This window comes from Rhodococcus rhodnii NBRC 100604, assembly GCF_001894925.1.
Lineage (GTDB): Bacteria > Actinomycetota > Actinomycetes > Mycobacteriales > Mycobacteriaceae > Rhodococcus_F > Rhodococcus_F rhodnii.
In genome coordinates this window covers 129,662-154,309 of record NZ_BCXD01000006.1, presented here as the reverse complement: position 1 = coordinate 154,309, position 24,648 = coordinate 129,662, and the positions used below count along the sequence as shown (strand labels likewise).

Here is a 24,648-nt window from a genome sequence, read left to right as displayed (position 1 = left end):
ACCCACCTCGCGACGAGGGCCCGGTGTGCAGATGCGGCGTCGGTTCTTATGTGCAACTGTGATGCGCAATTGGCGACGAGGGGGACACATGGTGGTGGAGACCGTCGACAGTTCGACACCGGTGGGGCGCGCGCCCGAATGGTTGTCGTGGGAGCGCACGGTGGAGCGTTCGCTCGTGCACCGTGCCGCGGTGGCCGAGGTGCTGCTGACCGATTCCGGCCCCACCGACGACACCGACACCCATTGGGTCGCAGCACAATTACCGCGCCTGCACGGCTTCTATCGTCCCGTCGCCGGCGTGCACGATCCGATGCTTCTCGTCGAGGCGTTCCGGCAGTCCGCGTCGATGCTCGGCCACCGCGTCCACGACGTGCCGTCCGGCCACGCGTTCGTCATCTCCGCGCTGCGCTTCACGTGCGAGGCCGCAGCGCTCCGAATGCGTGATGTCCCGGCGCGACTCGCGATGCGCGCCACCTTCTCCGACGTCGCCCAGCGCGGCGGCACCGTCGCGGGGTTCGCCCTCGCCGCGGACCTGTTTCTCGACGACCGCCCCGCCGGCTCCGCGGGCGGCTACTGCGCGGTGATGAACCCCGAGGCGTATTCACGGATGCGCGGCGGCCGGACGAGCACGCCGCGCATCGCGATCCGGATCGACCCCGCACCGGCAGCCGACGTCGGCGTCGCGCGCCCCGCCGACGTCGTGGTGGGTCCGCGGCGCGGCGACGAGTGGCCGATCCGCGTCGACATCACGCACCCGGTGCTGTTCGACCACCCGAGCGATCACCTGCCCGGAATGGTCACGCTCGAAGCGATCCGTCAGGCCTGCCGCATGCACGAGGGCCGGCCCCACGCGCTGATCCAGTCGTTCGACATCTCGTTCCACCGCTTCGTCGAACTCGACGCCGCCGCGTTCGTGAGCGTTCGGCCGACCGGCGAGCCCGGCGTCCTGCGCGCGAGGGTCGAGCAGGACGGCGCCGTGTGCGCGTCGGGCAGGGTTCAGCTCGACTGATCCAGGAAGTCGTCGCTGAGCAGGGATTCGCCGGTGGACGGCCGCCACCGGCACGAGATGAGGGAGGGGATGGTGTCGTGCTGATCCTCGGGGAGGAAGGACGGCAGGACGATCGCCCACATGTCGTCGATGCGCCCCTCGAGGTCGGTGCGGCCGGTGTAGACGTTCGACACGAGTTGCACGCCCGTGTAGGCACCGATCACGAAACGCGCGGTGCGCGCGTGATCGATCCCGGGAACGAGCTGACCGATGCGTTCGGCGGCGCCGAGCAGTTCGGTGCACCGCTCGAGCCAGTCGTCGTAGGGCTCCTGCGGCCCGGACGTCGCGCTGAGTTCGAGGGTCAGCCGGATGCCTGCCCGGACGATCGGCTCCCAGCGGATCTGCCGGCCGAGCTCCTGCGACATCATCACGATCTGCCCGATCGGGCTGATCTCGTGCTCCTCGACGATCTGATCGAGCGCCGCCATCGAGATCCGGCGCTGCGCGTCGATGACGACGCTCGCGAGCTCGGACTTCGACTTGAAATGGAAGTAGAGCGCGCCCTTCGTGATGCCCGCCTCGTCGACGACGTCCGAGAGGCTCGCGCCGTCGTACCCGCGGTTGTCGAACATCGCCGCGGCAGCGCGAACGATCTGCGCGCGGGTGAACTTGCCTCGAGCCTGTACCGCCACTGCCAGCCCCCTCGTACCGAAGGAAGATCGTGTCACCGATTCCGTTGAACGACAGCCTCACCACCGTCGATGAGCTTCATGCCACAGTCGCGGGCGCGACCGGTTTTCTCGGCACGCACATTACCGAGCAGTTCCGTGGTGCCGGGATTCGCGTCGACGGCCGCGCACGGTCCACGACTCCGCGTCTCGACGTCACCGACCCCGCGACACTGCGCGGTGTCGGAGACGGAGCACACGTCGTGGTGCACGCCGTCTCCTACACGGGGCCTGACCCCACTCTCGCACAACGAGTGAACGCCGAGGGAACCCGCAACCTCGTCGAGGCCCTGAGCACTCTCGCACACCCGCCGCGGCTCCTCTATCTCAGCACCATCGGCGTGTACGGCCTCGGTCCTCACTCCATGCTCCACGAATCGGACGCGGTGCGCGACCCCGTGAGCCCCGTGAGCGCCAGCCGGGCCGAAGCCGAGGACACCGTGCTCGCGGCGGGCGGGACCGTCGTGCGTGCGGCCTTCGTCACGGGTGAGCAGGATCGGTGGCTGCTGCCGGGACTCAAGCGCCTCGTCGGTGCGCTCGGCGCTGTGATCGACGACGGCGACGTCCCGGTGTCGACGATCTCGGCGACCCGTCTCGCAGAACTCGTCGTCCGACTCGCCCTCACGCCCGACTGGCCCGCCGCCGCTGTGTTTCATGCGGCCGACCCCGAGCCGCTGCGCATCAGGACGTTGCTCGAACGCGCCGCGGCGGAGGATCCGTCGTTCACGATTCCGGAGCGGAGTGTGACGCTCGATCGCGCACTCGCGATCGCCGCCGAGCGGGCGGTGCCCGAGCGGAGCATCGATCTGCTGGGGCGGGAGCACACGTACGACGCCACGGCCATCATGCGCGCGGTCGGCGTGCGCGCGGTCGGTGTGCGCGCGGCCGGATCGAACCCCTCGATCAATCCGACCGGCATCCGGCGCCCTTCGTGACGGTGCCGGTGACGACGACGTCACCGTCGGCCAGCCACACGACCTCTCCGACGTCGCCCTCGACGACGGCGCGGCCGCCGAGAACCACCACCATGCCGACATCACCGAGGACCCACACCTCTTCTCCGGGTAGGACCACGATGTCGCAGCCGTAGGGCCTCGACTCCACCTTCCAGTTGCCGGAAGTGGTGTCGTTCGGCTGCGCCCTCGACGCGTACACGGTGCTACCGCCCGTTGCCGTCGTCTCGGTCGGTTCTCACCACTGCCTCCAAACATAACCGGTCGACCGGCTTGGTTTCGAAGCGACCATAAACGACATCGCGGGTACCTCGCAAGACCCCGAACCTTCGCCCGCAGGGTATGGGCACACCGACGGCAATCACCGTGCAACACGGACACAACACGACGGCCCTAGCATCCCGCGCAGACGACACCACCACGAAGGGGACACGGACACATGCGAGCTCTGAAGAACACCGCGGTGCAGATCGGCATCGCGGCGATCGCGGGCATCTGTTTCGGGCTCGCGGTCGGCGAGTGGGCGACAAACCTCCAGTTCGTCGGCGACATCTTCATCCGCCTGATCCAGATGGCGATCGTTCCGCTCGTGATGTCTTCCGTCATCGTCGCGACCGGCTCGATGACCGGCGCCGGCACGGGGCGCATCGCCGCTCGCACCTTCGCGTGGATGCTGGGCTTCTCCGCGATCGCGGCCGCGCTCGCGTGGGTGCTGGCGACGGTGATCCGCCCCGGCGACGGCATGACCTTCACCGGCGAACTCGACCCGACGCTCGAAGAGAGCGCCCAGGAATCGCTCGGCTGGCAGGACACACTGCGAAACTTCGTGTCCACCAACATCTTCGACGCCATGTCGACGGCGACCATGGTTCCGATCATCGTGTTCTCGCTGCTCTTCGGGATCGCGCTGCGCATCCAGGTCGGCAAGACCGGAGACGATCGCGTGCTCTCGTTCGTCGAGCAGGTGCAGCAGATCGTGCTCACCATGATCCGGCTCGTCATGTACATCGCGCCGATCGGCGTGTTCGCGCTGCTCGCCGCGCTCGCGGGAGACGCGGGAATCTCCGTCGTCACGACCGGCCTGCAGTACCTCGGGACCACGCTCCTCGGCGTCCTCATCCTGTTCGCACTGTTCGTCGTCGTGGTCGCCGTGCGCACTCGGCTCTCTCCGGCGAAGCTTCCCGCCAAGCTGGCGCGGCAGACCGCCATCGCCGTCACGACGACCAGTTCGGCAGTCACGTTCCCGACCGTGCTCGAGACCGCGATCGATCGCATCGGCGTCAGCCCGCGCATCGCCAATTTCACGCTGTCCGTGGGACTCACGATGGGATCGTACGGCGCCGTCCTCAACTACATGATCGTCGTGATGTTCCTGGCCCAGGCCGGGAACATCGAGCTGAGCATCGGCCAGGTCGCACTCGGCATGGCGCTCGCGATCCTGCTCAACCTCGGCACCATCACCGTCCCCGGCGGATTCCCCGTCGTCGCACTGTTTCTCGCAACGACACTCGACCTGCCCATCGAGGCCGTCGGGCTGCTCATCGCCGTCGACTGGTTCACCGGCATCTTCCGCACCTTCCTCAACGTCAACGGCGACACCTTCGTCGCGATGCTCGTGGCCGATGCCGACGACGAGATCGACCGCGAGATCTACAACGACGAGAAGGCGCCGTCGCCGAACCCGGACCCCGACGACGAGCGGGATGCACTCACCAAGGTGGAGTGAGCAGCGGCTGGCCGGTGGGAGGTGCCGGGAGCGTTCAATGCCGGTGGTGGCGTCGGCGATCGTCGGCCTCGGCGACGCGCCGGCGCCAGTCGCGGGTCAGCCACATCTCGACGAGTTCGGGAGTCGTGCGCGCTCGCCGCGCCCAGTCGTGGAGCAGGTCGGTGTAGCGGACGTACTGCTTGACGGTGAAGTTGCCCGCGACGGGGTTGCCGATCCAGCCGTGCCGGATCAGGCTCGCCACCGCCTGCTGGTCGAGGAGCTGCGGACGTTCGCCGCCGGCGTCGTACGTCGCCCAGCAGAAGAGCGACAGCAGCGGACGGCCGACGCCGGGCGCCTTCGGCCAGCCGGACCACTCGCGGAAGGGTCCGCCGTCGAGGAGCGACGGGCGCGTGCGGCAGGTCTCGAAGGCCGCCGTGATGACGTCGAACGGCTTGTCGGGCGTCCGCCAGCTGCGGACGTCGACGAAGCGGCGCGCTCGGCTGCGGTCGCGATGCGAGTACAGCCAGGCCGCACACAGATACAGCGACTCGAGGTCGGTCGGGGCGAGCGGGCCTGGCGCGAGCTCGTCTCGACGGACGAACGCCTGACCGGACTCGACGACGCGGCCGTCCTCGTCGCGGCCACGCAACTGCACCGGGATCTCGTCGCGTTCCAGTCGGCGGTTCCACCAGTCGAGGTCGATCGCAACGGTGTCGTCGAGCACCGCGACGTCGTGCGGTTCGGTGGCACACCACTGCACGCACTCGTCCGGCACCGTCAGCACCTCGTCGCGGAGATCCATGAACGAATCATGGCAGCCTCCACCGACACCGGCACCCCGTTCGACGAGCACGAGGTCCCGCGACGCGCAGTGCTCGCGGTCGCGCAGTTCGGGGCGCGCAGTTTCAGGGCGGTCTGTGGTGTCACGCTCCCGCTGCCCAGAACACGGGCGAGTCGGGTTCGGTGTCGTAGACCTGCCCGTCGGACATGGTCCAGCGCAGCAGCCCGTCGCCGAGTTGCTGTACGGTCATGCGGCCCTGGGTTTTTCAGCGGTGGTGCCGTCGGCAGAGGCAGGCGAGGTTCGCTTCCTCGGTCCTGCCGCCCTGCTCGGGGTTCTCGTGGTCGAACGGGACCGTGTGGTCGATGTCGCAGCTCGAGGCCGGGACCGGGCAGTGCGGGAACCGGCACACCCCGTCACGGGCGCGGATCCGGTCCGCGAGGGCACGCGGGATGCGGTATCGCAACGCCGCGATGTCCGGTGCCGACTCGACCGGATCGACTGCACTGACGTGGATCCGCTGCGTCGCCGAGTGCGCAATCGCTGCGCGCACCGTCTCGGGATCGAGCGGACCCACACCAGGCAGGAAACCGATGCTCGGGATCGCTGCCGAACCGCCGCCGGGAACGCCCTCGGCGTCGGTGCCCGTCGCTCCACCACCGAACGACCCACCACCGACCGAGCCACCGCGGAACGACCCGAAACCGATCGAGCCGTCGCTCACGACGATCTGCGCCAACGGGCCACGCTTGCCCGCAGCCGGGACAGCGGTCGCGCAGTCGTCACGCCCGCACCCGCACGTGAGCCGCCCACTCCCATCGGCCAGAGCGACAAGTGCATCGGCATGACGCTGCGGCATCGACCGCTCGTCACCGGCGCACCCGTCGCCGATGGCCATCTCCTTCAGCCGGTTCCAGATCGTCGCCGCATCGAGCGAGGGGAGTTCGCCCGAGAGGAACCCCATCCCGTCGTCGCACTGCTTGACCGAGATGTACCGCTGCTCCTTCGCCCGCGCCGAGCGTTCCGCGAACCCGTCCCGGTCGTAGCGCGCCACCAAACGACGGAGCCGCCCGCTCAGCCGGGCTGGTGGTAGCCGGTCGATCGGCCCGCGAGCGAACAAGGTCGCTTCCACGATGCGAGCTTTCTGGTCGGAGAGGTTCTGCAGCAGGTTGTGGATCGTGCGGACCTGCGCCAGATCCAACTCACCCACCGAGAACGCCGCATCGGTCAACGGCAGCCGGTTTTCGAGGTCCTCGCACAGCGTGATCGCGAACCACACCCGGCCTCGCTCATCCCGAGTGCGAGCGCGACCTCGTTCGCTGCCGACTCGCCTGGAATCCCCACCGATCCGGACGCTTCCGCCGCCACGCGCGCTGCATGAAACGCCCCGATCGCCCGAACCTGCCGATACTCCGCACACGCGAGCGCACGTTTGGACTCGACCAGTCCCGCCACGTCTACCAGCCCGTTTCCCGAGCCGCCCCCACCCGAATCGAACATGAGTACGACACTACAACCACCCACCGACACACTTCGTCGTCGAATCGCACGGGCATCACAGTGGTTCGGGAGAGGCGGCCGTGCGAGCACGGGCTGTCGGTGTGACGTGCGATAGTTGCCCATGCGATCGACGTGCGCGCTCTACATCGACACCGGCTACCTGCTCGCGTCCGTCGCCACGCGCGTCACCGGCACCTCCCTTCGCAGCGGAATCAACGTCGACTACGCGGCACTGATCCGATCGTTGGTGGCAGCGGCCGAGGCACGATGCGGGCTACCGATTCTTCGCGTCCATTGGTACGACTCCGCCAGGGACGGCGTCGCGGATCGGCAGCAGGAGCGCATCGGCGAGCTCCCCAAGGTCAAGCTTCGGCTCGGCCGGTTCGGGGTCAACGGAGAACAGAAGGGCGTCGATCTCCGTATCGGGCTCGATCTCGTCGCGCACGCCCGCAACGGAGCGTCCGACGTTTTCTTCCTCGTCTCGGGCGACGACGACCTGACCGAGGCCGTCGAGGAAGCGCAGATGCACGGTGTACAGGTCGTCGTTCTCGGGGTGCCGAACAGCGCCGGGAGGCCGCACGGTGTGAGCCGGCATCTGATTCGTGCGGCCGACGATCTCGACACGATCGACGGCGCGTGCGTCGATGTGGCGGTCGTGAAGGTCGACCGACCGGCACCGCCTGCCCCGCCGGCACTCACAGCTCCGCCGGCGGCACCCGTTCCCACAGTGGAGAGTCCGCGCCCCGCGGTCCGTACTCCACTGGATCTCGCTGGGCGACAGCGTATTCAAGAACCACCCCGCCCACAAAGCGTTCCTGTGTACAGCGTCTCGTCGGGCGCGCCGGCCCAGGCGCCGCCCGAGTACATCGACACGGATACCGATGTTCCGAGCGAGCAGGATCGGGTGATCGACGACGTCGTGGCTCGGGTGCTCGCGTCGTTCCGGGAGAGCGCTACCGCGGACGAACTGCTGGATCTCCGCCGCGCCCGCCCGTACATTCCCCCGGCCATCGACCGCGCCCTCCTGCTCGACGCGTCGGAGGCGACCGAGAAGTACGACCTCGACGAAGGCATCCGCTACCGACTCCGTTCACGCTTTTGGGAGATTCACGTCGCCCGGTGAGCGAGGCGACCGCCAGACCGTCGTCGGCGTGCAGCCGGACAGGACGTTCGGCCACCGCTCCCACGGATCTCCCTGTCCTGCCCGGCTACGAGCGACTCAGTGGTCACGCACAATCGTCGAATGGCCAACTCTCGCTCCGGTGACTCGGTGCTCGAACGCGTGCTGCGAATCCTCGAGGCATTCGACACTTCCGCTCCGTCGCTGACGGTAGGTGCGCTGGCCAGGCGGGCGGATCTGCCGCAGGCGACCGCGTACCGCTTGGTCGACACGATGGTGCGGCACGGCTTTCTCGACAGGAGTTTCGACGGTCGGATACGACCCGGCCTTCGACTGTGGGAGCTCGTCACCCGCTGCTACCCGGCGCGGGACCTCCACGACGCGGCATTGCCCTTCTTGCAGGATGTGCAGTCCGTAGTCGAACAGCACACCCAGCTCGCCGTCCTTCGTGACGGCGAGGTTCTGGTTCTGGAACGCCTCTCGTCGCCGCATTCGGTGGTCAATCAGGCGTCGGTCGCGTTCCGGATGGGCGTTCACGAGACATCGATGGGGATGGCGATGCTCGCACTGTCATCCCAAGAAGCGCAGGAGCGCTACCTGAGCGAACACAAGGATGCCGATGCACTCTTCCCAGGTGGTCTGCGCCGTGCGCTCGCGGAGGTCCGCGCCCGCGGCTATGCAAGCCTCGACGGCTTCCAAGACGCGGGAACCACCGGCATCGCAGTTCCTGTACTCGGCCGAACGAAGCACGCGGTCGCGGCGATCGGAGTGGTCGTGCCGACGGGCACGACTCCGCACGCGATCATCGCGGTGCTCAGGGCCGCCGCCCGCGGAATTGCACGCGCTACCGACGAGGACTCCGCTTCCTCATTCAATGAGAATTGATGATGGACCGAGCCGCCTCATCTTCCAGACTGATGTGTCACACGCCACAGTACGAACGCGGAGGACGCATGAGTTCAGCCCATCGGATCGATACCACCCGAGTCGGCATCGTCGGCGCCGGCCCCGCGGGCCTGATGCTCTCGCATTTGCTCTCCAAGTCCGGTATCGACAACATCGTCGTCGACAACCGCGATCGCGACGCGATTGCGCGCACGCATCGCGCCGGCATCCTCGAACACGGATCCGTCAAGCTACTGTCCGACAGCGGCGTGAACGGGCGCGTCCTCTCTGAGGGGCATCGGCACGACGGTATCGACCTCAGATTCGGAGGCGAGAGCCACCGTATCGATTTCCTCGATCTCGTCGGCGAATCGGTCTGGCTCTACCCACAGAACGAGGTCTTCATCGACCTCGCAGACGCGCGCGAACGGGACGGTGGCGACGTCCGTTTCGGTGCCACCGACACCGTGGTGCACGACCATACGACACGTACGCCGAAGATCCGCTTCACCGAGTCCGACGGAAGCCCCGCCGAGATCCGTTGCGAGATTCTGGTGGGAGCCGATGGGTCACAGAGCATCTGCCGCAGATCCATCCCCGCGGGCGAACGAAGCGACGACTTCATCGAGTACCCGTTCGCATGGTTCGGGATCCTCGCACAAGCGCCACCCAGCGCTCCGGAGTTGATCTACACCAACTCCGAGCACGGTTTCGCACTCATCAGCCAGCGCAGTGAAACGGTGCAGCGCATGTACTTCCAGTGCGATCCGGCCGCCGACGCGTCGGCGTGGACAGCGGATGAGATCTGGGCCGAGCTCCAGCGTCGCGTCGACGGTCCCGATGGACTCCGGCTCCAGCGCGGCCCGATCTTCGAGCAGATGGTGCTCCCGTTCCGTTCGTACGTGTGCGAGCCGATGCGATACGGCAACATGTTCCTGGCCGGCGATGCAGGACACACCGTACCCCCGACGGGGGCGAAGGGACTCAACCTCGCACTCGCCGACGTGCGGATACTGTTCGAGGCCATCGATTCGTTCCACCGCACCGGCTCGCGCGCCCTCCTCGACTCCTACAGCGACACCGCGCTTCGACGAGTGTGGCGCGCCCAGAGCTTCTCGTACTGGATGACCAACATCCTCCACAGCCGCCAGGACGCCTCCCCGTTCGAGCGCAAACGCGCCCTCGGTGAGTTGGCAACTGTCGCGAACTCCCGCTACGCGCAGCAGCATCTTGCCGAGAGCTACACCGGATGGCCGCACGCCTAGCCCGTCGTACGCGCGGTGCCAGGTGGCCGACACCGCGCGTACGGCAACGCATTCGGGGATGCTGCCGCTCGGACGACCTGTCAGCGGAGAATCGGTGCCCCGGTCGCGGCGAGGACCTCGTCGACGCTGATTCCGGGGGCCGTCTCCACCAGTCGAAGACCGCCGTCGACGACGTCGAGAACAGCCATGTCGGTGACGATTCGCTGCACGCAGGACCGACCGGTGAGCGGCAGTGTGCACTCGTCGAGGATCTTGGGCTCACCCCGCTTCGAGACGTGCTCCATCATCACGATGACGCGCTCGGCTCCGTGCACGAGGTCCATCGCGCCGCCCATTCCTTTGACCATGTGGCCGGGAATCATCCAGTTGGCCAGGTCACCGGTGGCACTCACCTGCATCGCTCCCAGAACTGCGACGTCGACCTGGCCGCCACGGATCATCCCGAACGACTGCGAAGAGTCGAAGAACGAAGCGCCCGGCAACGTCGTGACAGTTTCCTTGCCGGCATTGATCAACTCGGGATCCAGTTCGTCCTCGGTCGGATACGGCCCGACCCCGAGCACGCCGTTCTCCGAGTGCAGAACGACGGTGACGTCACGGGGAATGTAATTGGGCACCAGAGTAGGCATGCCGATACCGAGGTTGACGTACTGGCCGTCGGTCAGTTCCTGTGCGACGCGCGCGGCCATCTGCTCGCGGGTCAGTTTGTGGGGCGCTACCCGAGTCATGCTCGCACCGTTCTCTTCTCGATTCCTACCGTGACTCTTCCGACCGGGACGACGCGTTGAACCTGGATCCCAGGAGTGTGGACAGCATCCGGATCCAACTCACCCGGGTCGACGAGATGCTCGACCTGCGCGATGGTGATGCGCCCCGAGGCCGCCGCCACGGGGTTGAAGTTGCGCGCGCTTCGCCGATACACGAGGTTGCCATGACGATCCCCCTTCCAGGCGTGGACCAGCGCGAAGTCCGCCGCTATCCCACGCTCCATGACGTAGGCGACGCCGTCGAACACACGGGTCTCTTTCGGTGGACTCGCGATAGCGACGCCGCCGCGCGAGTCGTAGCGACGGGGGAGGCCACCCTCGGCGACCTGGGTACCGACCCCTGCTGGGGTGAAGAACGCGGGTATGCCAGCCCCACCGGCGCGAAGTCGTTCTGCGAGTGTGCCCTGCGGCGTCAACTCCACCTCCAGTTCACCAGCGAGATACTGACGCGCGAACTCCTTGTTGTCGCCGACGTACGAGCTGATCGTTCGACGGATGCGGCCCTTCGCCAGCAGGACGCCGAGCCCGAAACCATCAGTGCCGCAGTTGTTGCTCACCGTCTCGAGCTCCTTCGCGCCCTGCTGCAACAGGGCGCCGATGAGAATCTCGGGCACTCCGACCAGGCCGAATCCCCCGACCGCGACGGTCGAGCCATCGGAGATGTCGGCGACTGCTTCGGCCGGTGTGGCGCTGACTTTGTCCATCATGCGGTCAGCATACGACCCACTGTGCGTATTGTGAACCCTCGTCCGCATAGTGAACACGACGCCTCCGGCGTTGATTCGGGGCCTGAGAGGCTCTACCTTGTTCACATAACGGCACATCGTCCACATTGCGAACAGCGTGTTCCGGGGAAGACCGCGGATACGGCAACCCGCCGTCGGGCTCCTCCGTTCGGGCGCCTTCGCCGACCATGCCCACCAACCGCCCGAGGTGCATACATGTTTCGACTACCCCCGCAGTACCCGCCACTCGGCACTCAGGTGAACGCGCCGCCGAACTTCGCGGACTACAGGACCACGGGACTCCGCAGCCCGCGTCGGCCCCTGGTGCTGATGCCGCAGCGACTCGGCGAACTCACCGGACCCGTGTTCGGAGAGGAGCGAGTGCTCCCTGGCGATGCCGATCTCACGAAGGCGAACGGCGGTGAGGCACAGGGCCAGCGAATCATCGTGCACGGCCGAGTACTCGATGCCGGCGGGACGCCTGTTCCGGGCGCACTTCTCGAGGTGTGGCAGGCGAATGCCGGTGGCCGGTACCGCCACACCGGAGACAACTGGCCCGCGCCACTCGATCCGCACTTCGACGGCGTCGGGCGCTGCGTGACCGACCGCGACGGCAACTACACGTTCACGACAGTCAAACCCGGCGCCTATCCGTGGCGAAATCACGACAACGCGTGGCGCCCGGCGCACATCCACTTCTCCCTGTTCGGCACCGCGTTCACACAACGCCTCGTAACTCAGATGTACTTCCCCGACGATCCACTGTTCTTCCAGGATCCGATCTACAACGCAGTTCCCGCGCAAGCCCGGCACCGGATGGTGAGCGTCTTCGACTACGACGCCACAGTTGCCGACTGGGCTCTGGGATTTCGTTTCGACATCGTCCTACGTGGACGTGATTCCACACCGTTCGAGGACGAGGACCACGATGAGTGACAAGGCCGCCCCCCGATACCCGGTCACACCGGGCGACTTCACCACCGCCGAGTACGGCGTCACGCCATCACAGACGGTCGGCCCGTACTGGCACATCGGACTCCCCTGGAAGGACGGGCCGGACGCGGTCCCCGAGGGAGTGCCGGGTCGGATCACGTTGCTCATCACAATGATCGACGGCGAAAAAGTACCCATCGCCGATGCGATGGTCGAGACGTGGCAAGCGGATGCCGCGGGCCGGTTCGCGCACCCGGACGACCCGAGGGGCTCGGCGACACCGACCCCGGCCGGATTCCGCGGATTCGCTCGCGCCGGCACCGATGCGACCGGCACTGCTGCGATCCACACCGTGAAGCCGGGCGAGCTCCCCGCCGAGGACGACACCGTCGAGGCACCTCACGTCAACCTCGGGATCTTCGCTCGTGGAATGCTCGACCGCCTGTTCACGCGCATGTATTTCCCAGAGGACACCGCCGCACACGCTACCGATCCGGTACTGGCCTCGCTGCCCGATTCGCAGCGCACCAAACTGGTAGCAACGAAGACGGACGACGGCTACAGCCTCACCGTCTACGTTCAAGACAACGATCCCGACGGCGTCGAGACGCCGTTCTTCGAATTGTGACCAGGAGCCTCTCGTGACGAACACGCGCGGCGAACTGTTCGATCCCCTGTTCGGCGAGTCGAACGTCACCGAGCACCTCTCCGATCAAGCCTGGGTGTCTGCACTCCTGGAGGTCGAGGCCGCGCTCAGTCGCGCAGCCTCGACGGTCGGGCTCACCGACGCCGTTCACGCGGCGACCGTGACACAGGTCGCCGGCCGTCTCTCCCTTCCCGGAGGCCTCGACGTGGCCGACCTCGGCCAACAGTCGAAAGCCGGGGGCAACCCCGTGATTCCCCTCGTGAAGACCCTGCGCACCGCGGTTGCCGGGCACGGCGTCCCGTCGTCCGCCGTTCATGTCGGTGCCACGAGCCAGGACGTGATGGATTCGGCTCTGATGTTGTTGTCCGCCAGGGCCGGGCACCGCGTTCTGGCAGATCTGCAGGCAGCAGCCGACGCTGCAGCCGATCTCGCTCGACTCCACCGAAACACCCCGATGGCTGCGCGCACGCTCGGCCAGCAGGCGCTACCGACGACGTTCGGGGTACTGGCGGTGTCGTGGTTCACGGGACTCGACGGCGCCCGTTCGCAACTCGAGCGGGCGGTGTCGATGTTGCCCGTCCAGTTCGGTGGTGCGGCAGGAACTCTCGCTGCCGTGTACCCGCATGGGATGGCGCTCGCCGACGCGCTCGCCGACGAACTCGCCCTGGCTCGGCAGAGCGTCCCGTGGCACACAACTCGCACGCCCCTCGCGACTTTCGCGGCCGCGCTCGGTGTCGTCGCAGGATCCGTCTCGAAGCCCGCCACCGACGTGGTACTGATGGCATCGACCGAATTCGGCGAGGTGGCGGAGGATACGCCCGGTGGTTCGTCGGCGATGCCCCACAAACAGAATCCCGTCGCCGCGATCGCAGCACGCGCGGCGGCCCGCCGAGTACCGAGTCTGGTAGCGACCATCCTCTCCACGATGGACCACGAGTTCTCCAGAGCAGCCGGTGCATGGCACGCGGAATGGGAGACGACGACCGACCTGATGCGGCTGAGCGCCGGCGCCGCAGACCGGCTCGCGACGAGCCTCGGGGGTCTTCGCGTCCATCCCGAGGTGATGTCGCGGAATCTCGACATCACCGGCGGCCTGATTCTCGCCGAACGCGTCGCCACCGCACTCGCCGAACACACCGACGCGGCTCGGGACATCGTCACCGCCGCAGCAACATCCGGTGTGCCACTCGACCGCCATCCCGCGATCACCGAGCATCTGACGGCCGACGAACTGCGGAATCTGCTCGATCCAACCCAGTATCTCGGACACGCCACCGAGCTCGTCGACCGCGCCCTCGACGCCCGCACGACCGGAGGACATCGATGACGGTCCGACTACATCACGAAACACACGGAGACCCCGCGGCTCCGCCGATCGTCCTGCTCGGGTCGTTGGGGTCGAATGCGCACATGTGGGATCCGCAGATCAGCGCACTTTCTTCCCGCGCCCACGTGATAGCCGTCGATCACCGCGGTCACGGGGGTTCCCCCGCCCCCGCCGGGCCTTACACGGTCTCCGATCTCGGTGGCGACATGCTCGCAACACTCGACACACTCGGGCTGGACGAGGTGCACGTCGTCGGGCTCTCGCTCGGCGGCGCGGTCGGACAATGGCTCGCCGCGCACCATCCGTTACGTGTGCGGGCGCTCACCCTGCTCTGCACGTCGGCACGGTTCACGCCCGCGCAACCATGGCTCGACCGCGCTGCGACCGTTCGCGGCGGCGGCATCGCAACGGTCGCGAACTCCGTCGTCGAACGTTGGTTCACTCCCGAACTCGCACAACGCGATTCCCAGCTCGTTGCACACCACGTCGACATGGTGCGCGGGACGAACGACGAGGGCTACGCCGCATGCTGCGAGGCCCTGGCTCGATGGGACGGCCGCGCCGACCTCTCCCGCATCGTCGCTCCGACCCTGGTGATCGCAGCCGAGCAGGACGGGGCGACACCGGTGCCGGAACTGCGCGCGATCGCCGACGGAATCGCGGGCGCCGAACTGCACATCCTCTCCCCCGGCGCACATCTGGCCAGCGTCGAGCAGGCCGGGGCCGTCACCCAGCTGATCGAGCGTCACATCGCCGCCGTGGGTTCGGTCGAGATGTCCCGACGCGTCCTTCGCGACGTCGGTTCCACGGTACGCCGCTCCGTACTCGGTGCCCCGCACGTCGAGCGGACAACCGCAGGCAGCACACCGTTCACGGAGCCGTTCCAGGACTTCATCACGCGCACTGCGTGGGGTGACATCTGGGCTCGGGACGGACTGGATCACACCACCAGGCGATTGCTCACGATGGCGATCCTCACCGCGGTCGGCAACGAGCACGAACTCGACATGCACATACGGGCAGCACTACGCGCAGGGACTGCACCAGAACTGCTCATGGAAGTATTCCTTCACACCGCGGTGTACGCGGGTGTACCGAACAGCAACCGAGCCTTCGCGCTCGGCAAGGAGGCGCTCGCCGACCTGGCGAGCGAGACCAGAGGAGCGTCCGAACGTGACGGATAGAAGCCAGTGACGGAGACCAGCCCGCCCGAACCGACAAGCTCCTCTACCGACTACGTGCAGTCTCTGGCGCGCGGGTTGTCGGTCGTCAAGGCGTTCGACGCCGAGCACCCGCGTCGAACACTGAGCGAGGTAGCACGCGCCACCGGTCTGACCCGAGCGACGGCTCGGCGCTTCCTGCTCACGCTCACCGAGTTGGGGTACGTGCGCTGCGACGGTTCCGCGTTCTGGCTCACTCCACGGGTGCTCGACCTGGGCTACAGCTATCTGTCGAGTCTGTCGTTGCCCGATATCGCCGGACCTCACCTCGAGGCGCTCTCCGAAAGTGTCCACGAATCGACCTCGGTCTCGATCCTCGACGATGGCGACGTCGTCTACGTCGCACGTGTCCCGGTCCGACGCATCATGACGGTCTCGATCACGATCGGTACGCGGTTTCCCGCGTTCGCCACGTCCATGGGCAGGGTGCTGCTCGCCGGACTCGGCGACGTCGAACTGGACGCCTACCTCGGCGCGGTGGAACTCACTCCGCTCACCGGGCGCACGCTCGCGTCCCCGACCGCACTCCGAAACGAACTCGCGAACGTGAGATCGGACGGCTTCTCGATCGTCGACGAAGAACTCGAAGAAGGCCTGCGGTCGCTCGCCGCGCCGATTCGCGACCGCGACGGAGCCGTCGTCGCAGCCGTCAACATCTCCACTCAAGCAGCGCGGTACACGCTCGACGCGGTACACGACTCACTCGTACCGGCCGTCGTCGCGGCTGCAGCGGACATTTCGGCCGATCTCGCCCGCATTCAGCCTCGCACGCCTCGACATGACGGGTAACCGGTAGTCATACCTGACCGGATACGCGCCATCGCAACGATTACCCGGCCATGGTGACATTCCCCGACAATCAGTCAGAACGCCCCGACGCCTCGATGCATGGGCGCCTCGAACAGCACGGCGCAGGGATCTGTCAACCCGTTAGTCCGTTCCTCCCATCCACCGTTGCTGCAGCTTCGCGAGATACCACTCTAGTTCCGATATTGCGGCATCCGAATCTCGTCTGCGAAGAGCATCGAGAAGTCGATATCGCGACTCGATTATGTAATCCTCCGCTGATGGACCGACCCGGAGTGTCAACTCGTGAGTGATTTCCAGAAGCGGCTGGATGAGGATTGTCAGGATCGGATTGTGGGCGGCTTCGGTCAGTTTCTGATGGAATTCGAGATGGACCTTCATCTTGTCACGCCATCGAGTGTCCGCATCGATAGCCACGGTGCGTTCGACAATCTCTTCAAGAGAGTCGAATTCTGACCGAGTTGCGCGCTCGCACACCCTCGCGAGGATCAAGCTCTCGAGCCCGATCCTCGCCTCGGTGAGATCCGAGAGCGAGTATCGCGTCAGAGTCATCCCGTCCAGAATTCCTTGGGCCACCACATGCGACGTGGTATCCACCACGAAAGCCCCGCCGGTATGTCCCTTCTTCAGGACGATCAACCCGGAGATCTCGAGCATTCGAAGAGCTTCTCGAACAGTGTTCCGACTCACACCGAGCTGCTCGGCGAACTCGCGTTCGCTGGGCAGCTTGTCGCCGGGCCGAAGCTGACCCGACGGGAGCCGATCACGAACTTGGTCGATGATGTCGTCGAAGGCGCGCCGCGTCTTCGCGGGCTCGAATGTCAGCTCTGCAGCCACTGAAGTCCTCCTGCCAGAATGGCCTCCCGCTCGACGCCGAGGCTCGCGGGAAGTCGGACGGGCGGTTCAACCATTGCTGTGCCACCCTAGCGGTTCGCCACGATCGCAGGGCGATCCCAACAGTCGGTCCGACTTCGGAGCGGCACTTCAGTGGCCCTCTGCCGATCTCCACGACCCCGATCCGTGCGACACGATTACAGCGTGACTACCCGGCGTTGGACTGGCCCGGCAGCCACAACGCGATCTCGGGCCAGAATATGAGCGCCGTCAGGACTACTAGTCCGGCGATGACGAACCATGCGGTTCCCTTGAACACTTCTGTCAACCGGACGGTGCGGCCGAGACTGACCTCGGGATTCTGGGCGAGTCGATGCACGATGTAACTCAGCATTCCGATAGGCGGTGTCACCATTCCGATCTCGACCAGGATCACCATGAAGACGCCGTACCAGATCATATCGATGTCCAGTGCGGTCAGCACTGGTAGCAGAACCGGGACCGTCAACAAGATCATCGCCAGGCTGTCCATGAACATCCCCAAGATCAAGAAGACGACAACCAGAACGAAGAGAAAAGCAATGCGCGACAAACCGATACTGGTCACCGCATCTGCCATGATGTCGGCCAGGCCCGACAACGCTACGACGCGGGTCAGGACATGCACGCCCATCAGCAGCAGGAAGATCGCCGCTACGCCGGCAACAGTTTCACGCAGGCAGGCCACGAGCGTCTTTCCGAGCCTGTGTACGTTCCGATCACCACCGAACAACCAGCCCAGGATCACAGCGAGCAGTGCACCGAACGCGCCGGCCTCTGTCGGCGTGAAGAACCCCATGTACATTCCGCCGACCATGACGACGACGATTGTCGTCACCGGCGCGACGCCCGCCAGTGATGTGACGCGCGACCGCAACGTGATGTCGCCCGTGTCTTCTCGTGGGGCGAGCGTGGGGTCGAGGATCGAGCGAATCAGAATCAGAACGGCGAATGCCGTCGCCAGCACCAATCCTGGAATCAACGCAGCCAGTAGTTGGGGCCCGATCGGCGTGCCCGCCGCGCCCGCATAGACAACGAGGACGACGCTCGGTGGTATGAGCATGCCGAGGGTGCCCGCCATGGCGACGACGCCGACAGCCAGGGACGGCCGGTAGTTCGCCCGCAGCATTTCCGGGATGGCGACGCGGCCGAGTGCGTACGAGATTGCGATGGAGCTGCCACTGGCTGCGGCCAACCCCGCACCTGCGAAGTTCGTCGCGATCGCCAGCCCACCTGGCAGTTTTCCCAACCACTGCCGCGCCGCATCGAACAGGGGAGTCGTCAGATTGAATTTGCCCATCGCGATGCCCATGAAGATGAACAGTGGTATGACGCTCAAACTCCAGCTAGCCGCCGTAGCGAACGGCACATCCTCGAAAGTGACGGCCATCGCGTCGAATCCGGCGAGTCGCCACATACCCAGCCCGCCCGCCGCCAGGATTGCGATGCCCACTGGGACGCCGGTGAGCATCAGCAGGATGGTCGCCGCGATCACGACTATTCCGACCACGGGATCGGACATCTCTACCAGGAAGAGAGCAGCCATCGAGAGGCACGAGATAGCGGCGACGACGAACATGAGCCGGTTCGCGCGCCCACCGGCGCGGCGAGGAGGTCGACCCCGGACCACCTTCTCATCCCGTTTCAGAGCTGAAGTGTGTTCTGCGGCAAGGCTCTCAGTCATGGACTTTCCTCTGGGTCGATTGGGCACCGACGATGACGATCGAGGCAGTCAGCTGAATTGCGAAGAGCATCAAGCCGACTGCAGCGAGGATGCGCACCGGCCACACGGGCAAGGTGATCGCACCGAGCACCTCCAACCGAAGTTCGGTGGCGTAGATCGCCCCGATCACCGCGTAGTAGGTCAGCGCGAGAACGACCAGTAGCGTGACGATCCGTCCGATCAACTCCGTCGCGAGCGCTGTGCGCCCGGTCAGACTGCCGACGATGATCGTCGCGCGGATATGCTCGCCCGCATACTCGGCATAGGCGAGAGACAGGAAGACGATCAGCGGCATGAACAGATTTGCGGTGAGTTCGAGGGTACCGGGGATCGGCTGGTTGAAAACGTTGCGAGACAGAACGTCTGCTGCGATCTGGATTGTCAGAACCAGGACGATGACTCCGGCCACAGCGCCCGAAAATGTGGACAGCCTGTGTATTACGGAGATCGGCGCTCGAGGTGTTGTGGGGGAAGATTCCATGACGGACTCCATCCGCGTTGTTGCGGGGGACAGGTGGTGACTGCCGGGCAGGCTAGGGCCGATGTCGATCGAAGACCTCGCTGCGGACCTCGGCGGCGTACCGAGTGAGATCCATTCGGCCGTCCTGGGTGGTGCGGGTCAGATCCATCGCCGACAGGCGCTCATGCCACAGGGCCATGGTGTCCTTGTAGTTCCGAATGATGTCGTCCGGGGGCCCGGCGGAATCCGGTGCGGTCGACGGCATCGACTCACGCACCTCGGACTGCTGCGTCTGTACAGCGCGAAGCAGATCGTCATCCGGGTCATGGAACGCCAACCCGTGCTTATCGGTTCCGGTCTCGACGAGCACCTTCTCCAACCCGAGCCCTTCGTACTCGAGGTACCCCTCGAACCATTGGTAGGTGGCATCCCAGATCAGACGCTGATCCTCGACCGGGAGCGCCTCCCACACTTGCTTGTTCATGACGGCGTACTGGGCATTGATGCCGGTCAAGGGAAGGCTGGTGTGATGCTTGGCCACCTCCCAGAAACCGTAGGAAGTCACGGTCTTCGGGGAGGCGAGTGTGCAGTCGATGACACCGCGCTCCAGCCCCTCGTACGTCTCGCCGATCGACATGTTCACGGGGGTCATCCCCAGCGCACGAGCCTCGTCGTCCCACAACCCACCACCGGATCGGATACGTTTGCCGGCCGCGTCCGCCAGCGTGGTCACCGGTGTGGTGCAGAGGATGTCGTACTTGGTGATCGGATGAGCCGAGAACAAGAGCTTCATTCCGCGACCGTCGAACTGGTTGTTGACGGCCTCACTGGACAGCGCGAAGTCCGCCTGGGCGGCGTTGGCTTGCATCACACCGTTCGGGAAGCTGGTGTCCGCCAAGTTTCCGAGCCGTGTCAGCCACTCGGTGAGAGGGAATTCACTGGGATAGTAAGTAGCGGTGAACATTCCAATGTCTGCCACGCCACCGCGCACGCCCGAAGCCATGTCGTTGCCTTTGAGCAGGCTGCCACCCCAGTACTCGTCGAACGCAATCCGTCCATCCGAACGATCGGCGACCTCCGCTGCGAAGGCCCGAAAGCCGTCACCCGAATGGGCATTGGTGTAGTCCGCGTAGCGAAGAACCAGTGGCGCTCCTGCATCGGTGTCTCTTCCCATCGCGGTGCCGCACGCAGGTAGGAGTGCCAGTGCCGCCAAGGCGACTGCGCCGACTCGAAAGCGCCCCCGTACTCGGGTGGCGCGTGTCGTTCGCCTCATCGCTTTCTCGCCTTTCTCTCGAGTCGACCGGATTCGGGTCGCTCCGACCCATTGCTTGTGGCGAACTGTCGATCCGAAGACTCAAAGCCCCATCCGCTTGGCGATCACGTTTCGCTGAATCTCGTTGGTGCCGCCGCCGATAGGGCCGACGCGGGAATCGCGGAAGAACATCTGCATGTCGTACTCCATGGAGTAACCGGCACCGCCGAGAATCTGCAGGCCCATATCGGCGCACTTGAAGTTGTTCTCGGTACACACGATCTTGGCGATCGAGGTTTCTTCGATGGCGTCGTGGCCCGCGTCGAGGAGTTCCGCGACTCGGTACACCGACTGACGCGCAGTCTCCGCCATGATGCGCATGTCCACCAGCTTGTGCTGAGTGACCTGAAAGTCCGAGATCGGGCGGCCGAACTGGGCACGGCTCTTGGCGTAGTCCTGGGCGTACTCGGTGATCCGGAAGCAGTGACCGGCCGAGATCGCCGCCAGTGCCAGACGCTCCACGGCCAAGCACTTCATCATGTTCTTCCATGTCTGATTCTCCTCGCCGATGAGGTTCTCCTCAGGAACGAAGACGTTGTCCAGAACGACTTCGTTGGCATGAGTCGTGCGGCGGCCGAGCATCGACAGCGGACTGATCGTCACCCCGGCAGCCTTCGCGTCGACGAGAAAAGTGCTCAATCCTTGGTGCCGGGGTGCGGTGGGATCCGTCTTGGCGATGACGACGATGTAGTCGGCCACGTGAGCGCACGTGATCCACACTTTGGTGCCGGAAAGGACGTACCCGGAACCCTGCCGCACCGCCTTGGTCTCGAGGCCGGCGACATCCGAACCGGTACCCGGCTCTGACATCGCCAGTGCGAGCTTGACTTTGCCCTCGATGATCTGCGGAAGAATCCGCCGCTTGAGCTCCTCCGAACCGAACTTGGCAACGTGGCCACCTGCGTAGATCAAGGTGGTCATCACACCCTGGCCGATGCCGGAATAGTGATAGCCGAGGGTTTCCATGAGAACGGTCAGGTCCTTGTAGTTTCCCCCGGCACCACCGAATTCTTCCTCGAACGGGATGGCGAGGTAGCCAGACGAGGCGAGAGCTTGATATGCCTCTTCCGGAAACCGGCGCTGATCGTCGAGTTGGCCGATGCTGTCCAGCGGCAGAGTCGCCCGAAGGATGTCCAGCACGCTGGAACGGATCATGAGTTGCTCGTCGGAGAGTCCGGCGGTGTTGATCAGGCCCGCACGCTGCGGGATGGTTGCGGTGGTCATCGTGTCATCCTTCTGTGGCGAATGCTGTTGCGGAGTTGTGCTGTTCATCAGACGTGACGGCCGCCAAACCCTCTTTGCTGTAGACCATCGTTCTCATCAGGCCTCGCTGAGTGACGTCGCCGTGCTGGTTGAGTAGCTCCATCTGCCGGGTCACCACTCCGCGGTCCGGCTTGGAGGCGCTGATTCGAGCCGAAAGAACCGTGGTTCGCAGGTATACGGTGTCGCCGATGAAGATGGGCGCGAGGAACCGCCACTCGTCGACACCGAGTGCGGCTATGGCAGTACCGTCGAATTGACCCATTCGGGCGCTGAGACCGGTACAGATCGACATCCCCAGTGTTCCGTGCGCGATACGCCTTCCCAGGGGTGAGCGGGCGCTGTATTCGGCATCGGTATGCATGGGATTGGTGTCGCCGGACACCCAGGAGTACTGCACGATATCGGTTTCGGTAACTGTGCGCCCGGGACTGGATGACACCTCCCCGACGACGAATTCTTCGACGCATTTGCCCATGATCTTCTCCTAGACGGTGAGCGCTGCCGAATGGCTGGGCACGATGAGTGCGTCGGCGGCGATCGCCCCTGCGCGTCCGACGATGAGCGGATTGACATCGACCTCGCTGAGTTCGTCCGCGAGGTCACTCACCATTTCCGAGAATCGGACGACCGTATCGACGAGGGCCTCGATGTCGTAGCCGGTATCCCCGCGCAGTCCGGTGAGGATCTTGTGCAGGCGGAGCGATTCGATGGCGCGGCGTGCGATCTCGGGTGTCACCGGCGCCAACTGCGTCGAGACGTCACGGAGCAGCTCGACGAAGATGCCTCCGGCGCCCACGGTGATCATCGGGCCGAACTGTGGATCGATCCGAGCTCCGAGCAGTACTTCGACGCCGGCGCCGATCATGGTCTGCACACTGACACCATCTATGCGCGCCGTCGGCTCGAGAATTCTTGCGTTGTCCAGTATTTCGGCCGCTGCTAGCCGAACCTCCTCCGCAGTAGCTAGATTCAGCCTGACACCACCCACCTCGGTCTTGTGCTGAATGTCCGGTGAGGAGACCTTGAGGACGACGGGATAACCGAAGCGTTCGGCCAGGCTCACAGCCTGGCTCGGTGTGGTCGCGACCGACTCGCGGGGCACGGTGATGCCGTAGGCGGAAAGGAGGGCCTTGGCCTGCTGCTCGGTTGGAGGTGGCGACTCGGCATCGGTGGCCGCGAGGACAGCTCGGGCGACCGCCTCGGCACCGGAATCCGAGATTCGTTCCGGGAGAGCGAGGCCGTCGAGGATTCGTCGTCGGTGGTGCCAGTTCTGCCAGAGCGAAATAGTCTGCATGCACCGTGCGGCAGACCGGAACAGAGTCACGCAGGGATCGCTGTCGAGGGCTCGGCTACCCGGCCCTTCGAGCCATTCGTTCATCCAGACGGCGGCGACTGCCGTTCCAGTGCGGGCGCTCACCTCACTGAGCAGTGATGCTCGTACGCCTGTCGTCGTCTCGTGCGCGAACACCAGTGGGACCACGACCGCCCCGAGACCGGGATCCGACGTGAAGGCGTCCAGACAGTGCGAGAATGTCGCGACGTCCTTGAGCACCTCGGCTGTCAGGTCCGCTGGGTTGCCGATCGCCCGAACGCCGGCACGACCTCGCTCAGTGCCCGACTGGTGGAAGGATCGAGCGGCGAGAGGTCGAGATCGTGGTATTCGGCCTTGTCCGCGTTGATCACCCCGGCACCACCGGATGTCGACATGATCCCGACGCCGGGCGCGATGGGGCCGCCGGGATTCTTGGCGAAGAACGATGCAACTTCGGTCAAGGATTCGAGGTTGTCGACCCAGACTGCGCCAGCGCGTTCGCACGCAGCAGCGTACGCAGCCGTAGTGCCGGCGAGGGTACCGGTGTGCGACATCGCGGCAAGTCCGCTCTTTTCCCCGTTTCCGGCCTTGTAGACGATCAGTGGCTTGCCTGCCGCCTCGGCTCGTTGGGCCGCCTGCAGGAATCGTGCGCCGCTCTTGACCCCCTCCATCAGACAGATGATCACCTTGGCGGTGGGCTCCTCGGCCAGGTAGGCGATGAAATCGCACACATCGACGTCAGCAGAGTTCCCCGAGGCCAGATAGTGGCTGAACCCGATCCCACGCTGAACGCCCTGCAGGACCGTGTAACCCAATGCACCGCTCTGCGACACGATGGCGATGTCCCCGGCAGCGCCCTCGATGACGGCGCCCGCGTCTGTCATGAAGTTCATGGCGCCGCCGGAGGCGACGTTGGTCAGACCGACACAGTTCGGCCCCGCAACCCGCAGTCCGGTCCGCTGCGACAGTTCCGCGATCGCTTCCTGGTCGACGACACCACCGTCCGATCCCGTCTCGCTGAATCCCGACGCGTAGACAACAGCCCCTCGGGCCCCGACTCGGGCGGCGTCCTCGAGCGTCCGAAGCACGAGCGGCTTTGCTACACAGACAATTACGCAGTCGGGGACCTCGGGGAGTTCGTCCAGAGACGGAAAGCACGGCCGGCCTTCCACCGCGTCATAACGTGGATTGACCCCGTACACCCGGCCGGTGAAGTGCCTGAGGTTCTCCATCGTCCGCTGCCCGAATCCACCCGGCGTGGCAGAAGCGCCGACCACGGCGATCACCTGCGGGTTGATCAGACCGTCGAGGTCCTGATGAGAGAACACGTCTCTCTCGATCGTATGGGTCACAAATCC

The 24,648-nt window shown here is 65.5% G+C and carries 24 protein-coding genes and 1 pseudogene; 11 read left to right on the top strand and 14 right to left on the bottom strand.

Annotated features, from left to right (window positions below; genetic code table 11):
• Nucleotides 1–88 precede the first annotated feature (88 nt).
• Complete coding sequence (locus RR1_RS06200; protein ID WP_010839926.1) at nucleotides 89–1,009, top strand: ScbA/BarX family gamma-butyrolactone biosynthesis protein; 921 nt, start codon at nucleotides 89–91, stop codon at nucleotides 1,007–1,009.
• Here RR1_RS06200 and RR1_RS06195 read toward each other — a convergent pair.
• Complete coding sequence (locus RR1_RS06195; RefSeq protein WP_010839925.1) at nucleotides 997–1,680, bottom strand: ScbR family autoregulator-binding transcription factor; 684 nt, start codon at nucleotides 1,678–1,680, stop codon at nucleotides 997–999. The two genes, RR1_RS06200 and RR1_RS06195, sit on opposite strands and share 13 nt — an antisense overlap.
• Before the next feature lie 29 nt (nucleotides 1,681–1,709).
• Here RR1_RS06195 and RR1_RS06190 point away from each other — a divergent pair, with 29 nt between their 5' ends.
• Nucleotides 1,710–2,651 (top strand): NAD-dependent epimerase/dehydratase family protein, encoded by a 942-nt coding sequence (locus RR1_RS06190; protein WP_010839924.1) that lies wholly within the window; start codon nucleotides 1,710–1,712, stop codon nucleotides 2,649–2,651.
• Here the strand turns inward: RR1_RS06190 and RR1_RS06185 are convergent.
• Complete coding sequence (locus RR1_RS06185; RefSeq protein WP_010839923.1) at nucleotides 2,620–2,871, bottom strand: hypothetical protein; 252 nt, start codon at nucleotides 2,869–2,871, stop codon at nucleotides 2,620–2,622. The genes RR1_RS06190 and RR1_RS06185 overlap by 32 nt on opposite strands.
• A gap of 237 nt (nucleotides 2,872–3,108) precedes the next feature.
• On the opposite strand from RR1_RS06185, the gene RR1_RS06180 reads away from it, so the two are divergent.
• The gene (locus tag RR1_RS06180) at nucleotides 3,109–4,395 is read left to right on the top strand and encodes a dicarboxylate/amino acid:cation symporter (RefSeq protein ID WP_010839922.1); all 1,287 of its coding nucleotides are present in this window, start codon (nucleotides 3,109–3,111) and stop codon (nucleotides 4,393–4,395) included.
• A gap of 34 nt (nucleotides 4,396–4,429) precedes the next feature.
• Here RR1_RS06180 and RR1_RS06175 read toward each other — a convergent pair whose 3' ends face one another.
• A complete protein-coding gene (locus tag RR1_RS06175; protein ID WP_040775074.1) occupies nucleotides 4,430–5,176 on the bottom strand; it encodes an 8-oxoguanine DNA glycosylase OGG fold protein in 747 nt (248 codons plus the stop codon).
• Nucleotides 5,177–5,297: 121 nt separating this feature from the next.
• Nucleotides 5,298–6,652 (bottom strand): annotated as a pseudogene (locus RR1_RS06170) (HNH endonuclease signature motif containing protein).
• Nucleotides 6,653–6,773: 121 nt separating this feature from the next.
• Here RR1_RS06170 and RR1_RS06165 point away from each other — a divergent pair.
• The 3 genes from RR1_RS06165 (at nucleotide 6,774) to RR1_RS06155 (ending at nucleotide 9,922) form a co-directional block, all read left to right on the top strand.
• Nucleotides 6,774–7,775 carry an NYN domain-containing protein gene (locus RR1_RS06165; RefSeq protein ID WP_010839918.1) on the top strand — a complete coding sequence of 334 codons (1,002 nt, stop codon included), beginning with the start codon at nucleotides 6,774–6,776 and terminating at the stop codon, nucleotides 7,773–7,775.
• 120 nt (nucleotides 7,776–7,895) lie between these two features.
• Nucleotides 7,896–8,657 (top strand): IclR family transcriptional regulator, encoded by a 762-nt coding sequence (locus RR1_RS06160; RefSeq protein WP_040775047.1) that lies wholly within the window; start codon nucleotides 7,896–7,898, stop codon nucleotides 8,655–8,657.
• Nucleotides 8,658–8,725: 68 nt separating this feature from the next.
• Entirely contained in the window at nucleotides 8,726–9,922 is a 1,197-nt protein-coding gene (locus RR1_RS06155; RefSeq protein ID WP_072713607.1) for a 4-hydroxybenzoate 3-monooxygenase, read from the top strand.
• Between the two features lie 80 nt (nucleotides 9,923–10,002).
• Here the strand turns inward: RR1_RS06155 and RR1_RS06150 are convergent, their stop codons facing one another.
• Entirely contained in the window at nucleotides 10,003–10,650 is a 648-nt protein-coding gene (locus tag RR1_RS06150; protein WP_040772748.1) for a CoA transferase subunit B, read from the bottom strand.
• Nucleotides 10,647–11,393 (bottom strand): CoA transferase subunit A, encoded by a 747-nt coding sequence (locus RR1_RS06145; RefSeq protein ID WP_040772757.1) that lies wholly within the window; start codon nucleotides 11,391–11,393, stop codon nucleotides 10,647–10,649. Before RR1_RS06145 ends, RR1_RS06150 begins: the two co-directional genes overlap by 4 nt.
• A gap of 237 nt (nucleotides 11,394–11,630) precedes the next feature.
• Here RR1_RS06145 and pcaH point away from each other — a divergent pair, with 237 nt between their 5' ends.
• From pcaH to RR1_RS06120, 5 genes are read left to right on the top strand one after another with little or no spacing between them, the layout of a single operon-like run.
• On the top strand, nucleotides 11,631–12,350 hold the full coding sequence (gene pcaH / locus RR1_RS06140; protein ID WP_040772746.1) for a protocatechuate 3,4-dioxygenase subunit beta: 720 nt from the start codon (nucleotides 11,631–11,633) through the stop codon (nucleotides 12,348–12,350).
• Entirely contained in the window at nucleotides 12,343–12,975 is a 633-nt protein-coding gene (gene pcaG / locus RR1_RS06135; RefSeq protein WP_010837778.1) for a protocatechuate 3,4-dioxygenase subunit alpha, read from the top strand. The genes pcaH and pcaG overlap by 8 nt, the downstream gene beginning before the upstream one ends.
• Nucleotides 12,976–12,988: 13 nt before the next feature.
• Entirely contained in the window at nucleotides 12,989–14,320 is a 1,332-nt protein-coding gene (gene pcaB, locus RR1_RS06130; RefSeq protein WP_010837777.1) for a 3-carboxy-cis,cis-muconate cycloisomerase, read from the top strand.
• Nucleotides 14,317–15,504 (top strand): bifunctional 3-oxoadipate enol-lactonase/4-carboxymuconolactone decarboxylase PcaDC, encoded by a 1,188-nt coding sequence (gene pcaDC / locus RR1_RS06125; protein WP_010837776.1) that lies wholly within the window; start codon nucleotides 14,317–14,319, stop codon nucleotides 15,502–15,504. Before pcaB ends, pcaDC begins: the two co-directional genes overlap by 4 nt.
• A 6-nt stretch (nucleotides 15,505–15,510) precedes the next feature.
• Nucleotides 15,511–16,329, top strand: coding sequence for an IclR family transcriptional regulator domain-containing protein (locus tag RR1_RS06120; RefSeq protein ID WP_010837775.1), 819 nt, complete (start codon nucleotides 15,511–15,513; stop codon nucleotides 16,327–16,329).
• Nucleotides 16,330–16,470: 141 nt separating this feature from the next.
• Here RR1_RS06120 and RR1_RS06115 read toward each other — a convergent pair whose 3' ends face one another.
• The 8 genes from RR1_RS06115 to RR1_RS21595 form a co-directional block, all read right to left on the bottom strand.
• On the bottom strand, nucleotides 16,471–17,184 hold the full coding sequence (locus RR1_RS06115; RefSeq protein ID WP_010837774.1) for a FadR/GntR family transcriptional regulator: 714 nt from the start codon (nucleotides 17,182–17,184) through the stop codon (nucleotides 16,471–16,473).
• A 205-nt stretch (nucleotides 17,185–17,389) separates the two neighbouring features.
• Complete coding sequence (locus RR1_RS06110; RefSeq protein WP_238558972.1) at nucleotides 17,390–18,904, bottom strand: TRAP transporter large permease; 1,515 nt, start codon at nucleotides 18,902–18,904, stop codon at nucleotides 17,390–17,392.
• Nucleotides 18,897–19,352, bottom strand: coding sequence for a TRAP transporter small permease subunit (locus RR1_RS06105; protein ID WP_010837772.1), 456 nt, complete (start codon nucleotides 19,350–19,352; stop codon nucleotides 18,897–18,899). The genes RR1_RS06110 and RR1_RS06105 overlap by 8 nt, the downstream gene beginning before the upstream one ends.
• Before the next feature lie 124 nt (nucleotides 19,353–19,476).
• Nucleotides 19,477–20,577, bottom strand: a complete 1,101-nt coding sequence (locus RR1_RS06100; RefSeq protein ID WP_010837771.1) for a C4-dicarboxylate TRAP transporter substrate-binding protein — start codon at nucleotides 20,575–20,577, stop codon at nucleotides 19,477–19,479.
• Between the two features lie 180 nt (nucleotides 20,578–20,757).
• Nucleotides 20,758–21,939, bottom strand: coding sequence for an acyl-CoA dehydrogenase family protein (locus RR1_RS06095; protein WP_040772742.1), 1,182 nt, complete (start codon nucleotides 21,937–21,939; stop codon nucleotides 20,758–20,760).
• Nucleotides 21,940–21,943: 4 nt separating this feature from the next.
• Complete coding sequence (locus RR1_RS06090; RefSeq protein ID WP_010837769.1) at nucleotides 21,944–22,453, bottom strand: MaoC/PaaZ C-terminal domain-containing protein; 510 nt, start codon at nucleotides 22,451–22,453, stop codon at nucleotides 21,944–21,946.
• Between the two features lie 9 nt (nucleotides 22,454–22,462).
• Nucleotides 22,463–23,446 (bottom strand): acetate--CoA ligase family protein, encoded by a 984-nt coding sequence (locus RR1_RS21600; RefSeq protein WP_143153729.1) that lies wholly within the window; start codon nucleotides 23,444–23,446, stop codon nucleotides 22,463–22,465.
• Nucleotides 23,447–23,538: 92 nt separating this feature from the next.
• Entirely contained in the window at nucleotides 23,539–24,642 is a 1,104-nt protein-coding gene (locus RR1_RS21595; protein WP_169847029.1) for a CoA-binding protein, read from the bottom strand.
• Nucleotides 24,643–24,648: the final 6 nt, after the last annotated feature.

Coding starts and splice junctions, on each gene's coding strand:
- RR1_RS06200 (WP_010839926.1), top strand. CDS start 89: ATGGTGGTGGAGACCGTCGACAGTTCGACACCGGTGGGGCGCGCGCCC.
- RR1_RS06180 (WP_010839922.1), top strand. CDS start 3,109: ATGCGAGCTCTGAAGAACACCGCGGTGCAGATCGGCATCGCGGCGATC.
- RR1_RS06175 (WP_040775074.1), bottom strand. CDS start 5,176: ATGGATCTCCGCGACGAGGTGCTGACGGTGCCGGACGAGTGCGTGCAG.
- RR1_RS06165 (WP_010839918.1), top strand. CDS start 6,774: ATGCGATCGACGTGCGCGCTCTACATCGACACCGGCTACCTGCTCGCG.
- RR1_RS06160 (WP_040775047.1), top strand. CDS start 7,896: ATGGCCAACTCTCGCTCCGGTGACTCGGTGCTCGAACGCGTGCTGCGA.
- RR1_RS06155 (WP_072713607.1), top strand. CDS start 8,726: ATGAGTTCAGCCCATCGGATCGATACCACCCGAGTCGGCATCGTCGGC.
- RR1_RS06150 (WP_040772748.1), bottom strand. CDS start 10,650: ATGACTCGGGTAGCGCCCCACAAACTGACCCGCGAGCAGATGGCCGCG.
- RR1_RS06145 (WP_040772757.1), bottom strand. CDS start 11,393: ATGGACAAAGTCAGCGCCACACCGGCCGAAGCAGTCGCCGACATCTCC.
- pcaH (WP_040772746.1), top strand. CDS start 11,631: ATGTTTCGACTACCCCCGCAGTACCCGCCACTCGGCACTCAGGTGAAC.
- pcaG (WP_010837778.1), top strand. CDS start 12,343: ATGAGTGACAAGGCCGCCCCCCGATACCCGGTCACACCGGGCGACTTC.
- pcaDC (WP_010837776.1), top strand. CDS start 14,317: ATGACGGTCCGACTACATCACGAAACACACGGAGACCCCGCGGCTCCG.
- RR1_RS06110 (WP_238558972.1), bottom strand. CDS start 18,904: ATGACTGAGAGCCTTGCCGCAGAACACACTTCAGCTCTGAAACGGGAT.
- RR1_RS06100 (WP_010837771.1), bottom strand. CDS start 20,577: ATGGGAAGAGACACCGATGCAGGAGCGCCACTGGTTCTTCGCTACGCG.
- RR1_RS06095 (WP_040772742.1), bottom strand. CDS start 21,939: ATGACCACCGCAACCATCCCGCAGCGTGCGGGCCTGATCAACACCGCC.
- RR1_RS06090 (WP_010837769.1), bottom strand. CDS start 22,453: ATGGGCAAATGCGTCGAAGAATTCGTCGTCGGGGAGGTGTCATCCAGT.